This window comes from Nocardiopsis sp. iso_238, assembly GCF_056173325.1.
Genome location: NZ_CM149668.1, coordinates 4958838 through 4975431, shown reverse-complemented (window position 1 = coordinate 4975431; position 16594 = coordinate 4958838). Strand labels below are relative to the sequence as shown.

At 71.8% G+C, this 16594-nt stretch carries 15 protein-coding genes; 7 read left to right on the top strand and 8 right to left on the bottom strand.

Translation table 11 applies throughout. The features are described from left to right. Positions 1-7 precede the first annotated feature (7 nt). Positions 8-1315 carry an acyltransferase family protein gene (locus AC0VYL_RS22500; protein ID WP_475481419.1) on the bottom strand — a complete coding sequence of 436 codons (1308 nt, stop codon included), beginning with the start codon at positions 1313-1315 and terminating at the stop codon, positions 8-10. A 156-nt stretch (positions 1316-1471) separates the two neighbouring features. Between AC0VYL_RS22500 and pgfA the strand changes: the two genes are divergently transcribed. From pgfA to AC0VYL_RS22475, 5 genes are all read left to right on the top strand, one after another. Then, positions 1472-2392: a cell envelope lipid trafficking protein PgfA gene (gene pgfA / locus AC0VYL_RS22495; protein ID WP_475455706.1), complete on the top strand. Its 921-nt coding sequence runs from the start codon at positions 1472-1474 to the stop codon at positions 2390-2392. Between the two features lie 183 nt (positions 2393-2575). Then, the gene (locus AC0VYL_RS22490; RefSeq protein WP_475455704.1) at positions 2576-3460 is read left to right on the top strand and encodes a decaprenyl-phosphate phosphoribosyltransferase; all 885 of its coding nucleotides are present in this window, start codon (positions 2576-2578) and stop codon (positions 3458-3460) included. Next, entirely contained in the window at positions 3457-4815 is a 1359-nt protein-coding gene (locus AC0VYL_RS22485; RefSeq protein WP_475481418.1) for an FAD-binding oxidoreductase, read from the top strand. Before AC0VYL_RS22490 ends, AC0VYL_RS22485 begins: the two co-directional genes overlap by 4 nt. A gap of 42 nt (positions 4816-4857) precedes the next feature. Beyond that, complete coding sequence (locus AC0VYL_RS22480) at positions 4858-5610, top strand: SDR family NAD(P)-dependent oxidoreductase (RefSeq protein ID WP_475455700.1); 753 nt, start codon at positions 4858-4860, stop codon at positions 5608-5610. Positions 5611-5858: 248 nt separating this feature from the next. Then, entirely contained in the window at positions 5859-6755 is an 897-nt protein-coding gene (locus AC0VYL_RS22475) for a transposase (RefSeq protein ID WP_475453480.1), read from the top strand. Between the two features lie 60 nt (positions 6756-6815). Here AC0VYL_RS22475 and AC0VYL_RS22470 read toward each other — a convergent pair whose 3' ends face one another. Then, a complete protein-coding gene (locus tag AC0VYL_RS22470; protein ID WP_475481417.1) occupies positions 6816-7418 on the bottom strand; it encodes a TetR/AcrR family transcriptional regulator in 603 nt (200 codons plus the stop codon). A gap of 98 nt (positions 7419-7516) precedes the next feature. On the opposite strand from AC0VYL_RS22470, the gene AC0VYL_RS22465 reads away from it, so the two are divergent. Next, a complete protein-coding gene (locus tag AC0VYL_RS22465; RefSeq protein WP_475481416.1) occupies positions 7517-8695 on the top strand; it encodes a DUF418 domain-containing protein in 1179 nt (392 codons plus the stop codon). Here AC0VYL_RS22465 and AC0VYL_RS22460 read toward each other — a convergent pair. Beyond that, a complete protein-coding gene (locus tag AC0VYL_RS22460) occupies positions 8692-10188 on the bottom strand; it encodes an MDR family MFS transporter (protein ID WP_475481415.1) in 1497 nt (498 codons plus the stop codon). The genes AC0VYL_RS22465 and AC0VYL_RS22460 overlap by 4 nt on opposite strands. Before the next feature lie 82 nt (positions 10189-10270). Between AC0VYL_RS22460 and AC0VYL_RS22455 the strand changes: the two genes are divergently transcribed. Beyond that, positions 10271-10927, top strand: coding sequence for a TetR/AcrR family transcriptional regulator (locus AC0VYL_RS22455; RefSeq protein WP_475481414.1), 657 nt, complete (start codon positions 10271-10273; stop codon positions 10925-10927). 43 nt (positions 10928-10970) lie between these two features. Here AC0VYL_RS22455 and AC0VYL_RS22450 read toward each other — a convergent pair whose 3' ends face one another. The 5 genes from AC0VYL_RS22450 to AC0VYL_RS22430 form a co-directional block, all read right to left on the bottom strand. Next, a complete protein-coding gene (locus AC0VYL_RS22450) occupies positions 10971-12008 on the bottom strand; it encodes an oxygenase MpaB family protein (RefSeq protein WP_475481413.1) in 1038 nt (345 codons plus the stop codon). Between the two features lie 234 nt (positions 12009-12242). Beyond that, positions 12243-12827 carry a GTP-binding protein gene (locus AC0VYL_RS22445; protein ID WP_475455688.1) on the bottom strand — a complete coding sequence of 195 codons (585 nt, stop codon included), beginning with the start codon at positions 12825-12827 and terminating at the stop codon, positions 12243-12245. Further along, positions 12808-13248 (bottom strand): DUF742 domain-containing protein, encoded by a 441-nt coding sequence (locus AC0VYL_RS22440; protein WP_475481412.1) that lies wholly within the window; start codon positions 13246-13248, stop codon positions 12808-12810. Before AC0VYL_RS22440 ends, AC0VYL_RS22445 begins: the two co-directional genes overlap by 20 nt. 8 nt (positions 13249-13256) lie before the next feature. Next, the gene (locus AC0VYL_RS22435) at positions 13257-13718 is read right to left on the bottom strand and encodes a roadblock/LC7 domain-containing protein (protein WP_475455684.1); all 462 of its coding nucleotides are present in this window, start codon (positions 13716-13718) and stop codon (positions 13257-13259) included. Between the two features lie 2 nt (positions 13719-13720). Next, entirely contained in the window at positions 13721-16306 is a 2586-nt protein-coding gene (locus AC0VYL_RS22430; RefSeq protein WP_475481411.1) for a sensor histidine kinase, read from the bottom strand. Between the last annotated feature and the right edge of the window lie 288 nt (positions 16307-16594).

Here is a 16594-nt window from a genome sequence, read left to right as displayed (position 1 = left end):
CTCTCCCTCAGCGCCTCGCGGTGAAGAACCGCCGTGACCAGCGTCGGCTGGGTTCCTCGACCAGGTGGTAGGTGAGCTTGCCCAACAGCACGCTGCCGATCAGCACCGGGACGATGTCCAGCCAGAACGACCCGGTGAAGATCTCCTGCCCGGTGAAGTCGCGCCACAGGTACAGGACGACGAACTGCCACAGGAACACCCCGTAGCTGATCGGCGCGAAGAACACCATGACGGGGTGGCGCATCAATCCGTCGAGCCAGGCCCCGTCGGTCCACGTGGCGAGCGCGCGCAGCCGTCGGCGCGGGCCCTCGGGCGCGGGCGGGGCCAGGGCCACCGGGGCGACGACGAAGAACGCGAAGCCGATGCTGGTGGTCGACTCGACGACCGACACCCACAGGTTGCCGGGTTCGAAGAACCGGCCCCCGGCGGCGGGGGTGGCCTCCAGGACGTAGAACGTGGCGGCGACCGCCCAGCAGAGCCCCGGCGAGGTGCCGACGGTCCGGCAGAACCGGCGGACCGGGCCGTCGGGGCCGCTCTCCCGCCAGGCCCACTCGGAGAGGGTGGCCAGCGCCATCCCGACCGCGAACATGCCCATACAGCGCGGCAGCCAGGAGTGCATGAGCTCGCGGGGCTCCGGGAAGTACTGCGGGACCAGCGCCAGGTACGACAGCACCGTGATCACGACCAGTCCGCCGATGAGCCTGCGGCCGCGCGCGTCCACGCTCGCCCCGCCCCTGGCCCACAGGCCGAGGAAGACCGCGAAGAGCGGGAGTGTGAGGTAGAAGGCCACCTCGACCGACAGGCTCCACATCTGGCCGAGGCCCTCGGGTCCCGGACCGGCCCAGTGCGGGCTGGTGTTGAAGGGGAAGGTGAGGGTGAGCACCTCGGCCCAGTGCCGGACCGAGGTCAGGTGGTCGCCCGCGTACAGCACGAGGGCGACCGCGGCCACCACCCAGTAGGCGGGGAAGACGCGCATGACACGTCGCCACAGGTAGGCGCGGGTGTTCGGCCCCCGTGTGCCGTCCAGCGCGGCCCGGGCCCAGGGGCGGTACAGCAGCACGCCGGAGAGAGCGAAGAACAGCGGCACCGCCATGGCCGAGGCGCTGAGGAGGGCCCCCACGGGTCCGGGGGCCAGGGCGTCACCGGTCTCCGTGGACACGTGGACCACCAGCACCATGAGGCAGGCCAGCCCGCGGACCCCGTCGAGGGCGTGGTGCCGACCGCTCACCTGCGGCAGCAGGAGCGCGGGGTCGGCGGTGGTGGTTCGGGCGCTGCCGGAGGTGGGGTCCTCGGGCGCGGAGGAAGTGGGCGCCATGGGGCCTTCCAGAACGGGAGGGAGCCGAAACGCGTTCTACTAGAACGTGTTATAAAAATTCAGACACGCCCAGGTGACGTCGTTCACTACTGGGCAGTACTCTACCCGGAACTGAACCTAGTTCCAGCTCTGACTCTCATCCGCCCAGGAGGGCACATGCGCCGTACCGTTGCGGTTGTTCTCATCGCGCTGGGGGTCTTCTGTCTCGCCTTGGCACCCATGATGCGCACGTGGATGTCCAGTTCCCTGATGAAGACTCCACTGGACTACTACAACCCCACCGTCAACGTCGGAGAGGTCACCTACTTCAACATCGAGGACGTCGAGCTCGTCGAGGACGCCGACGTGGAGGCGCACTCGACCATCCGGGCCGACGTGGCCTCCAGCACCGACGACGTGGTGGTGTGGGACCAGTTCACGTGGATCAAGGACGCCGAGACCGACTTCGGCATCAGCTCCACGAACCGCCGCGCCGGGCACGACCGCGTCACCGGTGAACTCGTCGACTGCTGCGACGCCATGATCAACGACGAGGCCGTCCAGCAGTCCGGGCAGGGGTGGAAGTTCCCCTTCTTCACCGAGCAGCGCGACCACGACTTCTTCGAGACCACCGTCCAGGAAGTCGTCCCCATGCAGTTCGAGGGCGTGGAGGAGGTCGACGGCGTCGAGGCCTACAAGTTCGTCCAGACCGTCGAGCCGACCGTCATCGACGAGCGCGAGATCCCGCGTTCGGTCGCCGGGCTGGAGGGCGACGGTGACGTGGTCGGAGACGAGACCTTCTCCATCGTCCGGACCTACTGGATCGAGCCGGTCAGCGGTTCCCCCATCGACATGAGCGAGGAGCACCACCGCGTCGTCGTCGTCGACGGCGAGGAGGTCCTCACCCTGCTCAGCGGTGAGCTCCGGTTCGACGACGCCACCCGCGCCGCCGCGATCGAGAACAGCGAGCAGGCCCGCACCGTCCTGCCGATGCTGCACACCACGCTGCCCATCGGCGCGCTGGTGCTCGGCGCCGGGTTCGTCGGCATCGCGGTCGTCCTGCTGGTCACCGGCCGCCGCACCGAGAACCACGGCTGACACCCCCACGGGAGCGCCCACCCCCCGGGCGCCGACCCCGCGCCGCCTGACCCCGGCGCCCACGGCCCCGCACCGTGACGGCCGCCCCGCGGCCGTACCGCAGGCACCACCGGCCGGACCGCCCACCCCCCTCACGGGCGGTCCGGCCGCCACACTCTTCGCGATCACCAGGAGGGGGCGCGCATGCACCGCACCGGCGCCCTCGTCCGGGCCTGCCGCCCCCGCCAGTGGCTGAAGAACCTGCTGGTGTTCGCCGCCCCCGCCACCGCCGGAGCGCTCGGTGACCCCCGCACCCTGCTGCTCTGCTCGGCCGCCTTCGCCCTCTTCTGCCTGGCCGCCAGCGGCACCTACCTGCTCAACGACGTCCGGGACGCGGCCCGCGACCGCGAGCACCCCCGCAAGCGGGACCGGCCGGTCGCCTCCGGGGACCTCCCGGCCCCGCTCGCCCTGGCCGTCGGGGTGCTGTTCGTGACCGCCGCGCCCCTGGCCTCGCTGGCCCTGGGGAACGCGGGGCTCACCCTGGTGCTCGTCGGGTACGTCCTGCTCACCCTGGCCTACACGCTCCGGCTCAAGGACGTCGTCGTCTGCGACCTGGTCGCGGTCGCCTCCTGCCACATGCTCCGGGCCATGGCGGGCGGGATCGTGGTCGGGGTGCCGCTGACCTCGTGGTTCGTCATTGTGGTGGCGCTCGCCGCGCTGCTGGTGGTGGTCGGCAAGCGCGAGGCGGAGCTGCGCGTCACCGCCGTCCCGGGGGACGGGTCCACCGCGCACCCCACGCGCACGGCGCTGCTCGGCTACACGCCCGGCTACCTGTCCCACATGCGCGTCATGGCCTCCGGTGCCATGATCGTCACCTACTGCCTCTGGGCGCTGGAACAGGGTGGCGGACCGCAGTCCGTGTTCCACGCCGCCAGTATCGTTCCGTTCATCATGTTCGTGCTCCGCTACAACCTTCTCGTGGACCGGGGCGCGGGCGAGGAACCCGAGGAGATCGCGTTGCGGGACCGCCCGCTCCAGCTCGCCCTCGTCGCCCTCGCCCTCCTGGTCGGACTGGGGATCTACCTGTGAGCCGCCCGACCCTCCTCACCGGCTGGGGCCGCACCGCCCCGACCGCCGCGCACGTGGTGCGCCCCCGCACCGCCGAACAGGCCGCCCGGATGCTCGCCGAGGCCGGGCCGCGCGGCGCCCTCGCCCGGGGGCTGGGCCGTTCCTACGGGGACGCCGCCCAGGCCGCGGGCGGAACCGTGCTGGACTGCTCCGAACTGACCGGGCCGCCACGCCTGGACACCGAGAGGCGGGAGCTCACCGCGCCCGCCGGGACCAGCCTGGGACGGATCATCGCGCACCTGCTGCGCCGCGGGTACTTCGTGCCCGTCACCCCCGGGACCAGGCACGTCACCCTCGGCGGAGCGATCGCCGCCGACGTGCACGGCAAGAACCACCACGCGGACTCCTCCCTGGGCGCCCATGTGCGCGCCCTGACCCTGCTCACCCCCACGGGGGAGGCGCACCGGCTCGGCCCCGACGGGCCGGACCCCGACCTGTTCTGGGCCACCGTCGGCGGGATGGGCCTGACCGGGGTGATCACCGAGGCGACCCTCGGCGTGCACCCGGTGGAGACCGCCTACGCCCGGGTGGACACCGACCGCACCCCGGACCTCGACTCCGCGCTGGACCTCATGGCGCGCTCCGACCACGCGTACCGGTACACGGTGTGCTGGGTCGACCTCCTGGCCCGGGGCGGTTCCCTCGGGCGCGGCGTGCTGACCCGCGCCCACCACGCCCTCCGCGCCGACCTGCCCGCGCCCCAGCGCCGCGACCCCCTGCGGCACCGGCTCGGGACCCCGCTGGCGGCACCGCCCTGGGCCCCGCCGAGGCTGCTCAACCGGTGGACGGTGGGCGCCTTCAACGCCGCCTACCACCGCGCCGCGCCTCTGCGGGAACGGGGCCGCGCCCAGCCGCTCGGCGGGTTCTTCCACCCCTTGGACGCGGTGGAGGGCTGGAACCGGATGTACGGGCCGCGCGGGTTCGTCCAGTACCAGTTCGTCGTGCCCTTCGGGGAGGAGGACACCCTGCGCGCCGTGGCGGAGGGGCTGTCCCGGGTGGGCGCTCCCTCGTTCCTGGCCGTCCTCAAACGGATGGGCGCGCCCACCCCCGGGCCGTTGTCGTTCCCGCGCCCCGGCTGGACCCTGGCCCTGGACCTGCCCGCCGAACTCCCCGGGCTGGCGCGCCTCCTGGACGGGTTCGACGAGCGCGTCCTGGCGGCCGGCGGACGCGTGTACCTGGCCAAGGACGGCCGGGCCCGGCCGGAGACCGTGCACGCCATGTACCCCGGCCTGCCCGACTGGCGGGCCACCCGCGCCCGCGTGGACCCGGACGGCGTGCTCGTTTCGGACCTCGCCCGACGCCTGCGACTCGTCTGACCCTCCGCCCGAAGTAGCCACCCGTCCCGGAAGGACCCGCCCATGCGTGACTCGCTGGGAAGCGTACGAACCGTCCTGCTGCTCGGCGGCCGCAGCGAGATCGGCCTGGCCGTCGTGGAACGGCTGGTCCGCGAGGGCGCCCGCGAGGTGGTGCTGGCGGCGCGCGGCGGGGTGGCCGAGCCGCCGGAGGTGTTCGGTTCGCTGGGCGCCACGGCGCACTCCCTGGCGTTCGACGCCGAGGCCCCGGGCACCCACGCCGCCACGGTGGCCGCCGCAGTGGAACTGGTGGGTGACCTGGACGTGGTGGTGGACGCCTTCGGGGTGCTGGGCGACCAGACGGCGTACGAGGCGGACCCGCTCGCCGCCGCCCGCGCGGGCGCAGTGAACTACACCGGGCACGTGTCCGTGGACCTGGCCGTCGCCGCGCGTCTGCGCGAGCAGGGCCACGGGACCCTGGTGGTGCTGTCGTCGGTGGCCGGGGTGCGGGTGCGCCGGGCCAACTTCGTGTACGGCTCCGCCAAGGCCGGGCTCGACGGGTTCGCCCAGGGGCTGGCCGACTCCCTGCACGGCTCGGGCGCCCGGGTCCTGGTGGTCCGGCCCGGCTACGTGGCCACCCGGATGTCGCGGCACGTGGATCCGGCGCCGTTCCCCGCCACCCCGGCACAGGTGGCCGAGTCGGTGTCCCGGGGTCTGCGCGGCAACGCCACCACGGTGTGGGCCCCGCGCGTGCTCCGGCCGCTGTTCACGGGTATGCGGCTGGTGCCCCGCCCGCTGTGGCGCCGCCTGGGCCGCTAGGTCGTGTTTTTTGGATCATTCCGCGCTCGCGACCACCAGGCTGCCTCTCACTGCGCCGATGAAGCTCGGACAGCCAAACCCGGGCTGACCTTCACTCATCGTCTTGCGAGAGATTGCCTGGACGGCCGCTCGCATCGATGGCGGCTCCGCCGCCACCAGCGAAAGCATCCAAAAAACACTCCCTAGATCGTTGATGGGAAATCGCTGAACCTGCTGCGGGCATGACGAAGGGCGTCAAGGATCAGAGTGTGACCAAAGACCTTGACGCCCTTCTGACAGCACTCTACGTCCATCTGGACGATGAGGTGCTCCCTTCAGCGAACCGACCCCGACGGGCGGGGCGGCCCCGCCTGCTCACTGACGCCGAACTGGTCTGTGTGGCCATCGCCCAGGTCCTGCTGCGCCATGATTCCGAGCGGCACTGGATGCGCGCCGCACCAGCACGCATCGGCCATCTCTTCCCGCGTCTGCCCAGCCAGTCCGAGTACAACCGCCACCTGCGTGCGACGGCCCCGGCCCTGCTCCAAGCAGCTCGGTGGCTCGCCCGAGTCGCACCTACCTGGCACGAGAAACTGCGGTTGATGGATGGCACCCCGGTGCGCTGCGGTGCCTCACGAGTGACGGTCAACCGCTCCGGCCTGGGCGAGATCGCTGGCTATGGGATGGACCAGTCCCACCACGCGTTCTACTGGGGCGCCAAGCTCATGCTGATCACCACTGCCGAGGGGTCGGTGTGCGCGTTCTCCCTGGCCCATCCCAAGGAGCTGGACGAGCGCAAGCAGGCGCTGCACCTGCTCCACGTGCAGGGCTGCGCCCCCGGGCCGGGGCCGGTGCCGATCGTGTGCGACAAAGGGTTCGCCGGGGCCGGGATCGAGAAGGCCGCCGCTGGTCTGGGTCACGTTCTGGTCCGCCCCTCGCGCAAGGACGAGCCCGACCACGCTTTCCCGGGGTGGTTGCGTCAGCGGATCGAGGCGGTGATCTGGACGTTGAAGAACCAACTCGGGTTGGAACGCCACCAAGCTCGTACGACCGAAGGGCTCTGGGCCAGGGTGTGCCAGCGCGTCTGCGCGCTGAACGCGGTGATCTGGCACAACTGGCTGATCGGCGCCCCGGTCAAGCGGTCGCTGATCGCTTACGACCACTGACCAGGGCACACACTTTTCACATCAACGATCTAGCGGGCGACGGCGCGCGGTCCGGGGCGGTCAGTCGGTCCCGGCGCGTCGGCCCAGGTAGGCAGCGACGATCCGGCGCAGCTCCGCGCCGTCCTCGGCCGTGTCGAACTCCTCGTCGTCACTGATCAGGTATCCGGCGTCGGTGAGCGCCACGATCCAGCGCGCCGCGCGTCGCGGGTCCACGGGAGTCCGGAAGACACCCGACTCCTGTCCCGCCGCGACGATCTCCGCGAGGCTGGCCCGGGTGCTCTCGTCCTTGGCCACGACCGTGGCGCCGAACTCCGGGTCGCGCTGGGCCAGCTGGATCATGGCCCCGGCCAGGCCGGGGGCGATCGGGTCGCCCAGGTCCGCCGTGAGGAGGTCGAGGACCTCGTCCAGCGCCCGGTCCGGGTCGGTCCGGTCGATCCGTCCCAGACCGGTGGTGACCGTGGCGAGGTCGTCCGTGACGATCGCCAGGAACATGGTGCGCTTGTCCGGGAAGTAGTGGAACAGGGTGCCCGAGCCCACGCCCGCCCGTTTGCAGACCGCCGCGGTGGTGGCGCCGTCGTACCCCCGCTCGGCGAACACCTCGGCCGCAGCGCCGAGGATCGCGGCCCGGCGCGCCGCGTGCTTCTCCGGATCGACCGTCCGCATGTGCGGCTGCTCCGTTCGTCGGGGGCGTTCTGGTCCTGGGCACAGTTAAGCGCCTTATTATTGTAGTGCTTACTCTATTAATGACGTACGCTGACGCCATGAACAGTTCACGGAGGCCGGTGGCGGCCCGGGGGCGGGCGCTCGGACCCGACCTGGCCCGGGGCGCGATGCTGCTGTGCATCGCGCTGGCCAACTCCCACTACTTCGTGCGCGGGGACGCCTACCTCGGCGGGTTCCCGATCGACGGCGGCTCCGTGGACCGCGCGGTCTCCTGGGCGATCGCCACCTTCGCGGACGGTCGCGCCTTCCCCATGTTCGGCCTGCTCTTCGGGTACGGCGTCGCCCTCCTGGTCAGCCGCAACACGAACGGGGACCGGCCCGCCGCACGCAGGCTGCTGTGGCGGCGCGCGGCCGTACTGGTCGCCGTCGGTGTGGTGGACGGCTTCCTGTTCTACGCCGGGGACATCCTCGCGATGTACGGCGTCCTGCTGCTGCTCGGCTCCTTCGCGGTGTTCTGGCGCGACCGCTGGCTGCTGGCCGCGGCCGCCCTGTTCCTCCTGGTCACGTCCCTGCCGGACGCGGGGGTGTTCGGCACCGAGGGGCCGGACCCGGTGCTCCTGCCCCAGGACCCGCTGACCATGCTCACCGACCGCGCGGCGGCGGTGGCGCTGGTGTCGCTGGTCGGGCCGATCGGCTTCGCGGCACCGTTCCTGGTCGGGCTGTGGGCCGGGCGGCGCCGGATGCTGGAGCGGGAGGGGCGGCACCGCTGGCTCCTCGTCACCACGGCGGTGGCGGGACCGGTGATCGCCGTGCTGGGCGCGCAGCCGCTGGCCCTGGCCGTCGCGGGCGTCGTTCCGGTTCCTCCCGTGCAGGACCAGGCGGTCCTGGGCGCCCTGCACGGGGCGAGCGGGGTCGCGGGCGGGTTCGGCTACGCGGCGCTCATCGCGCTGGTGGCGCTGCGGATCGAACGCCGACCGAACCCCGGGCCGGTGGTGACCGCCCTGGCCTCGACCGGTCAGCGCTCCATGACCTGCTACCTCGCGCAGTCGCCGGTGTGGGCGGTGGTCTTCACCCCGTTCCTCCTCGACCTGTCCGGCACCCTCACGGTGGCGTCGACCGCCCTCCTGGCCACCGTGGTCTGGCTGACCACCGTCGTCCTCGCCGACCGGATGCGCCGGGCCGGACGACGGGGGCCGTTCGAGACCCTCGTACGGCGGGTGACCTACGGCCCCGATCGCAGGGTGGAGCCGAAGACCGGCGCGGAACACGGCGCCTAGGAGTCGGAGCCGGACCGCCCGCCGGCGAGGTCGGGGCGGGTGCTGGGCAGGAACATCGCGGGCACCATCGCCGCGGCGGTCAGACCTGTCATCCACCCGAAGGTCGCCTGGAAGGCGGTCTCGGGCCGTACGGTGTCGGAGAGCAGGGACGCGAGCAGGAGCGCCAGCGCGGCGGTGCCGACGGCGGCGCCCAGCCGCTGGGTGACGTTCAGGGCGCTGCTGGCCCGGGGCACCCGGTCCGAGGGCAGGCCCCGGTAGGCGGTGGCCAGCATCGGCACCATCGCCGCACCCAGCCCCAGCCCCCGGACGAACATCGCGGCGGCCAGCAGGGCGGGGGAGGTCTCCGGTCCGGCGAGGACGAACGGGGCGGTGGCGGCCGCGCCCACGAACAGGCCGCCCACCACCAGGTAGCGCGGTCCCACGTTGTCCGTGACCGGCCCCATGAACAGGTTCACCAGGGCCACGCCGGCGGCCATCGGAGCCATGAGCAGACCGGCGGTCATCGCGGAGGTGCCCTGGACCTGCTGGAAGAAGAGCGGCAGCAGGAACATGCCCGCCCACACGCAGATCCCGAAGACGAACATGAGCAGCGCGCCCAGCCGGAACAGCAGGTTCCGGAACAGGCGGAGGTCGATCACGGGCGGCGGGCCGCCGGGCCGCTCACGCAGGGCGTGCACCACGAAGCCGACGATGAGCAGCAGCCCCGCACCGGCGAACAGCGGGGCCAGCGCCGAACTCCCCAGCACCGACAGCCCGTACAGCAGGGTCGCGATGCCGGGGGAGAGCAGGAGCAGCCCCACCACGTCGAGCCGTTCGGTGGCACGGGGGGTGCCCCTGGGCACCCCGCGCACGGCCAGGGCGATGGCGAGCAGGATGAACGGCACGGAGATCACGAAGATCCACCGCCATCCCAGCGTGTCCAGGACGATCCCGCCCAGCACCGGGCCGAGCGCGGGCGCCAGCTGGATGGGCACGCTGATCAGTCCGATCGCCCGGCCGAGGCGCTGGGGTCCGGCGGCCTGCACGAGGATCGTCATGACCAGCGGCAGGACCATGCCGCTACCCAGGCCGGTGAGCACGCGGAAGACGATCAGGCTCTCGATGGACCAGGCGGCGGAGCACAGCAGGGACCCCACGCCGAAGAACACCAGCGCGGTGATCCAGGTGGCCCGTTGGCCGTAGCGGTCGATCGCCCAGCCGGTCACCGGGATCACGGCGGCGGTGGAGAACAGGTAGGCGCTGGCCACCCACTGCGCGGTGGAGACCGGGGCGTCCAGGGCGCGGGAGAGGTGGTCCACGGCCACGTTGACGATGGTGGTGTCCAGGAGGGCGGCCATCGAACCGACCAACAGGACGGCGGCCAGCTTCACCAGCGGCCGGTCGAGCCGGTGGGGCGCCGGGGGAGGACCGACAGAGGGGCGCGCGGGGGGCGGGGAGGTCGGTGCGGGGTCGGCGGACACAGCGGAGGAGGAGTGGGGGTCGTGCTTCGCCATAACAGGTAAACTACACGGTGCAGTTTCGCGGGGGAACGGGGTTCTCCCCGGTCGGCGAGGGCACGAGGACAGAGGGCGAGAGATGACCGACACGTGCGGGGACGGGCGGGAGCGCCGGTCGGCGGTCAAACGCGAGGCCATCACGGAGGCCGCGCTGCGCGTGTTCCTCAGGGAGGGCTACGCGCGGGCCAGCGTCGACGCCATCGCCGCCGACGCGGGCGTGTCCAAGCGCACCATCTACAACCACTTCGAGGACAAGCAGCGGCTGTTCCTCACCATCGTCACCCAGAGCAGCGCCGTCCTGGCCGCCGACCACGCCGAGGCCACCGCCCGCCACCTCGGACCGGCCACCGACGCGCGGGCGGCGCTGGTGGGCTTCGAGGACGAGTGGCTGTCACCGTGGGGGCGCAGGGCCGACCACACGGCCCTGGTCCGGCTGCTGATCGGGGAGGCCACGCACTTCCCCGAGGCGGCGCGCGCCTGGTCCGACAGCGGCTCGGAACTGGTGGTGGGGGCCCTGGCCGCCCACCTGCGCGCCCTGGCCGACCGGGGCCTGCTGGAGATCGCGGAGGGCGGGGAGGAGACCGCCGCCGGGCACTATCTGGCCCTGGTGCGCGGCCCCGCCAACAGCCGTTCGTTCTTCGGGGCGCTGCCGCTGTCGGACGAGGAGCGGATCGCGACGGTCCGCTCCGGGGTGGACGCCTTCCTGCGCATCCACGGTCCCGTCCGGGGCCGGTAGGGGCGGGGGCGGAGGGGGCCGCACCCGCCCCCACCGGCGGGGATCAGCGCTCGGTCGCCTCGGACGCGGCACTCGCGGTCTCGGGTGCCCCGGCAGCGGCGTCCTCGACGGGGACGGAACCGGAGTCCTCGGACACACGAGGAGACGGGGCCAGGGACTGGCCGGGGGCGGGGACCCTCGCGCCGGTCGCGGCGACGTCCCGGGTCAGCATGTCGTGGGGGACCGGGCAGCCCTTCGGGAACGTGCCGATGCGGTCCGGCTCGTAGCCGTCGGGGTAGCTGCGGATGTTGGGGCTCATCCGGGCCCAGCGGGGCTCCTGGCGCGGCTTCATCCGCCGTACGACCCGCGCGCGCAGCCGCAGGGCGAGGTCGCCGCCCCTGCGCCAGAACGCCGAGGGCTCCGGGTAGTCGAAGGCCTTGATCAGCGGCGGGTCCAGCAGGGCCTTGGTGAAGGGGCGCACCAGCGGACGCTGCCAGGCCGGGTAGAAGTCCACCATCAGTCCGAGGGTGGCGTCCGAGACCGCGCGGCCTCCCTCGGTGAAGGCGAAGTGCTCCGCCTCGTAGGAGTCCATCAGCTCGCGGAACTCGGCGTAGGTCTCCGGGATGTCCTTGATCCCCATGTGCCTGCCGAGCTTGCGGTAGTAGTTCGTGCTGGCCGCGATCTCGTGGTCGCTCAGACGGCGCCAGCCGTACCCGTAGTCGTTCAGCCAGCGCACCGGCATGACGACGAACGTGCTCAGCACGTAGCGGTAGTCGTCGTTGCTGATGTCGTACGACCGGTGCATCTGGTTCATCCGGCGCAGCGCGTCACGCCCGCGACCCGGACCGAAACCGTGCTCCATGATGTCGTTGAGGATCAGCGCGGTGTCGTCGTAGCGGTGCTGGGTGCGCGCGGTGAACTCGTGGGTGTCCCCGAGCAGCCGACCGATGGACGGGACCGCGTAGGTCCGGTACAGGGCCAGCCCCAGGGCCTGCTCCAGGTCCCAGGGGAACTCCAGGGTGCCCAGGATCCGGACGATCCTCTCGCAGTCGGCCTCCGCGTCCAGGCCGCGGATCTCGTCTCGCCAATGGAAACGCTGCATGGAACTCCACCTTCGTCCTGGACCTCCCGGGACGTGTGCCCCGGATTCCTCCGAACGCCCGCCGTCGAGGGCACCGCGCTGCCCCGCACTTTACCTGGAACCTACACGTGTACAACGGAAGGGGGGGAGGCCCCGCGCCGTCCGACACACGCGAAGGGGCGGGTGGAGGGGAGTACCCAGCCCCCTCCACCCGCCCCGCGTCGGACCGGCCGCGCCAGCCGTGACCGGCACGGATCAGGCCGCGACCTGCTCCGACACCCGGTTCATGAGCGCCAGCAGCACCTGCTTCGCGGACTCGCGCTCACGGGCGTCGCACAGCGTCACCGGAATGTCCGGGTTCAGGCTCAGCGCCTCACGCACCTCGTCCGGCTCGTACTGGTGCGCCCCGTCGAAGCAGTTCACCGCGACCACGAACGGCACCCCGCGCTGCTCGAAGAAGTCCACCGCGGCGAAACAGGTCTCCAGGCGGCGCGTGTCCGCGATGACGACCGCGCCCAGGGCGCCCTCGGACAGCTCCTCCCACATGAACCAGAAGCGCTCCTGACCCGGCGTGCCGAACAGGTACAGCACCAGGGCGGGGCTGATGGTGATGCGGCCGAAGTCCAGCGCCACCGTGGTGGTGGTCTTGGACTCCACGCCGGAGAGGTCGTCGATGCCGTAACTGGCCTCGGTCATCACCTCCTCGGTGCTCAGGGGGGCGATCTCGCTGACCGCACCGACCAGGGTGGTCTTCCCGGCGCCGAAGCCCCCGGCGACCAGGATCTTGAGTGCCGAGGGGACGGGGGCCTCGGGGCCCGGGTCAGAGTCTCTGGATGCCATCGAGAACCGCCTGGAGTACGTCCCGGCTCACCGGGCTCTTAGCTGTGTAGGGGGCGCGGGCCAGGGCCAGCCCGCGGTTGAGCAGGTCACTGAGCAGGACCTTGACGACGGCCACCGGGATGTCCAGGTGGGCCGACACCTCGGCCACCGACAGGGGACGACGGCACAGCTCCAGGATGCGGAGCTGCTCCGGTTCGAGGGCCATCTCGTCGACCTCGGCCCTCTTGGCCGCGATCACCACGCTGATCATGTCCAGCTGGACGGCGTCGGCGTGGTCGCGTCCCTGCGCGATCACGTACGGCCGGACCAGCGGCCCCGCCTCCTCGCCCTCGGGAGCGTCCGCGTCGAACCCTCCGACGGCGTCGCGGTGCGGCAGGCCGAGCGGGGACTCACCAGGATCGAACTCGCTGTGTGCTTGCATACGAACCCCTATCGCGTGGCTTCCCCGGACGCCTCGGCCGCGCCCTCGTGACGGGGAGCGGAGTCGAGGTAGCGGCCCACCTGCTCGACCAGGACGTTCATCTCGTAGGCGATGAGACCGACGTCGGCGCTCTCCTCCGCCAGGACGGCCAGGCAGGCGCCGCGACCCGCGCCGGTGACGAAGAGGTAGGCGCTCTCCATCTCCACGACGGTCTGGAGGACCTCGCCGCCGCCGAAGTGGCGGCCGGTGCCCCGGGCCAGGCTCTGGAACGCGGAGGCGACCGCGGACAGGTGCTCGGCGTCCTCCTTGACCAGTTCCTTCGAGCGGCCGATCAGCAGGCCGTCAGCGGAGAGGACGATCGCGTGGCGCGAACCCACGGCGCGGTCGAGCAACTCGTCCAGGAGCCAGTCGATGTCCTTCTTGCCCGCGGCGCTTCCGCTGCCGCGCTCAGCGCTTTCGGTACTCGTCACGGTTACGCGTCCTTGTCGGTGTCGTTGGTGTTCTGCTTGCTCTCGCGCCGTCCACGGTCGGTTCCCTGCTGGAACGCGGACATGTTCCGACGCAGGCGCGCCAGCCGTTCGGTGCCTTCCAGGGGGGACTCGGCGGAGGCGGACCGGCCGAAGGTTCCGGACTCGGCGGGGTCGGTCGCCAGCTGCGGCGCCAGGTTCTCCTGCGGCCGCCGCTTGGGCAGCGCGGGACGGCCGCCGCCGGCCTCGACCGTCTCGGGCTCCTCGGCCGTCTCGGCGGGTTCGGGGGTCTCGGGGGGCTCGGGGGTCTTCGGAGCCGCGGGCTCCTTGGCGGGGGCGTCCTTGGCGGCGTCCGGCACCGCGCTGATACGGGACTGGCGGGTGGGCAGGACCGGACGGGACTCGTCCTTCGTGACCGGGGCGCTGAGCAGGTCGCTCTCCGAGGCCTCGGGGGTCTCGGACGACGTCTCCGGCTCCTTCGTGCTCGGGGACGTGGACACCGAGGTCAGCACGGGCTTGCCCGGCCGGGCGGACCGGCTCGCCTCCAGGGCGACCTCGGGCGTGCGGTCGACGATCTCGCGCACCTCCCAGATGTCGCCGGGCTCCTCCGTCGCGGGGAGCGGGGTGCGGTCGCCGGAGATCAGTTCCTGCGGGAGCAGCACGATCGCCTGGACGCCGCCGTACGGCGACGGGCGCAGGTGCACCTTGATCCCGTGACGGTGCGCCAGGTGCGAGACCACGAACAGGCCGAGGCGCATCTTCTCGTTGAGGCGCATGACGTCGAACTCGGGCGGGTCCGCCAGCAGGGCGTTGGTCGAGGTGAACTCGGCCTCCGCCATGCCCAGACCGCGGTCCTCGATCTCGATCGTCACGCCGTTGGGCACGTCGTCGCTGCTCAGGCGCACCTGGGTGTGCGGCGGCGAGAACATGGCGGCGTTGTCCACCAGCTCCGCGACCAGGTGGATGACGTCCGCGACGGCGGGGCCGTTGAGGTTCACCCGGGCGATGCGCTCACGCTTGACCCGCGTGTAGTCGCCGGACTCGGAGATCGCGCCGCGCAGGACGTCGATCAGCGGCATCGGGCGGTGCCAGGTACGGCCCGGGGCCTCACCGCCGAGGATCAGCAGGTTCTCGGCGTTGCGGCGGGAACGGGTGGCCAGGTGGTCCAGCTTGAACAGCTGGGCGAGCTGGTCCGGGTCCTCCTGCTCGCGCTCCATCTTGTCCAGCAGACGGAGCTGGCGGTGCACCAGCGTCTGGCTGCGGTGGGCGATGTTGAGGAAGACGCGGTTGACGCCGTGGCGCAGCTCCGTCTGCTGGACGGCCTCCTCGACGGCGGCGCGCTGGGCGGAGTTGAACGCCTTGGCGACGTCACCGATCTCGTCCTCCTCCGTCCGCAGCTCGGGCAGGGAGGTCGAGGCGTCCACCCGCTCGCCCCGGTGCAGGCGGTCCATGATCTCGGGCAGCTTGTTCTCGGCCAGGTCCTGGGACTCCTCGCGCAGGGTGAGCAGGCGCGAGGTGAGGTTCCGGGAGGACCGACGGGCCAGGGTGAAGGCGATGAGGAGGACGGCCGCGACGCCCAGGCTGCCGCTGACGGCGAGGATCACGGCGCCGTGCGCGTCGCCGCGGGTCACCTCGGCCGCGTACAGCGACTCCTGCGCGCCCAGGTCGGTGAGCTCGGTGATCACGTGCTCGTACGCCGCGTCCCACTCGGCCTGGGAGACCGGCATGGAGAGGTCGTCGACCGTCTCCGGGAGCAGGGTGACGGGGTCGGTGACCGTCGTGGTCTCGACCTGGCGGTCCGTGATCTGGTCCGAGAGTTCGGTGAGGGTGGCGTACTCGGGGCTCTCCCGGACGGCCTCGTACCGGTCGAGGAGGCCGTCGCCCTCCAAGTAGGGGGCGTTGGCGTCCAGGAGGGCCTCGAAGGCGCCCATCATCCTGGTGAACTCGCGCTGGTCCTCGACGGTGAGCTCGCCGGTGGCGAAGGCGCGGGCGATCTGGGCGTCGGCCCGCGCGCCCACGTCCACGGTGCGGAAGAGGTAGATGGCGGTGAAGCCGGGGCTGACCGCGTCCCCCTCGTTGCCCTCACGGCCCTGGCTGTCGAAGCTGTCGGCGCCGTGCAGGACGAGCTCGTTGTAGAAGTCCAGGACGTCGGCACGGGTGGCGTCGCCGTCGTCGACGGACGTACGGACGCCGTCGATCTCCTGGTACATGTCGTACAGCATCTCGATGTGCATGCCGCCGTCGCCGGGAGCGAGGTCCGCGAAGCCCATGAGGTCGTCCACGACGACGCCCAGGGACTCGTCGGTGGCCTGACGGCTCTGCTCCAGCCGCTGGGCCAGCTCGGCGTCGTCGGGGTCCTCGATGTAGGCGATCGTGGCCGAGCGCTCGGACATCGCGGAGACGAGGCCGACGGCGGCGGGGGTGACGAGGTCGTCGGTGGCCTTGGAACGGATCAGCTGGTAGGCAGCGTCGCCGCCGAGGACGAAGGTGAGGATCAACCACAGTGCGAACAGCGCGGTGGTGGGGATCATGACCATGGCGCGAATACGGGCGGCGATGGTCCGCCCACGTTTCTTCGGTACTGCCTGCACGGTTCTCCTGTCGATCCGCGTCAAAGTCTTCTCAGGCACTGTCGGAGCCGAGCGGTCGCCTGGCCGCGTCCAGCGGGCCGGCGCGCGCGGACCTCCCGCCGTGTGGTCCGCGCTCGTCCCTCCAGGGGTCGGGGCTCGCCGGAGAGTCACCACATGCGGGGGTTTTCGGCGTTGGGGATCGTATCTCGCCCGAGAAACGGCGGATTATCCGGGTGGTGCAGGCAGTCTGCCATGAAGTAGTGAATTGTTCACACAAGGCCAGGTATGACGCGTGCGAACCACCACGTG

Bases quoted from the DNA above. Each gene is read 5' to 3' on its own strand.
- AC0VYL_RS22500 (WP_475481419.1), bottom strand. From the start codon at position 1,315: ATGGCGCCCACTTCCTCCGCGCCCGAGGACCCCACCTCCGGCAGCGCC.
- pgfA (WP_475455706.1), top strand. From the start codon at position 1,472: ATGCGCCGTACCGTTGCGGTTGTTCTCATCGCGCTGGGGGTCTTCTGT.
- AC0VYL_RS22490 (WP_475455704.1), top strand. From the start codon at position 2,576: ATGCACCGCACCGGCGCCCTCGTCCGGGCCTGCCGCCCCCGCCAGTGG.
- AC0VYL_RS22480 (WP_475455700.1), top strand. From the start codon at position 4,858: ATGCGTGACTCGCTGGGAAGCGTACGAACCGTCCTGCTGCTCGGCGGC.
- AC0VYL_RS22470 (WP_475481417.1), bottom strand. From the start codon at position 7,418: ATGCGGACGGTCGATCCGGAGAAGCACGCGGCGCGCCGGGCCGCGATC.
- AC0VYL_RS22465 (WP_475481416.1), top strand. From the start codon at position 7,517: ATGAACAGTTCACGGAGGCCGGTGGCGGCCCGGGGGCGGGCGCTCGGA.
- AC0VYL_RS22460 (WP_475481415.1), bottom strand. From the start codon at position 10,188: ATGGCGAAGCACGACCCCCACTCCTCCTCCGCTGTGTCCGCCGACCCC.
- AC0VYL_RS22455 (WP_475481414.1), top strand. From the start codon at position 10,271: ATGACCGACACGTGCGGGGACGGGCGGGAGCGCCGGTCGGCGGTCAAA.
- AC0VYL_RS22450 (WP_475481413.1), bottom strand. From the start codon at position 12,008: ATGCAGCGTTTCCATTGGCGAGACGAGATCCGCGGCCTGGACGCGGAG.
- AC0VYL_RS22445 (WP_475455688.1), bottom strand. From the start codon at position 12,827: ATGGCATCCAGAGACTCTGACCCGGGCCCCGAGGCCCCCGTCCCCTCG.
- AC0VYL_RS22440 (WP_475481412.1), bottom strand. From the start codon at position 13,248: ATGCAAGCACACAGCGAGTTCGATCCTGGTGAGTCCCCGCTCGGCCTG.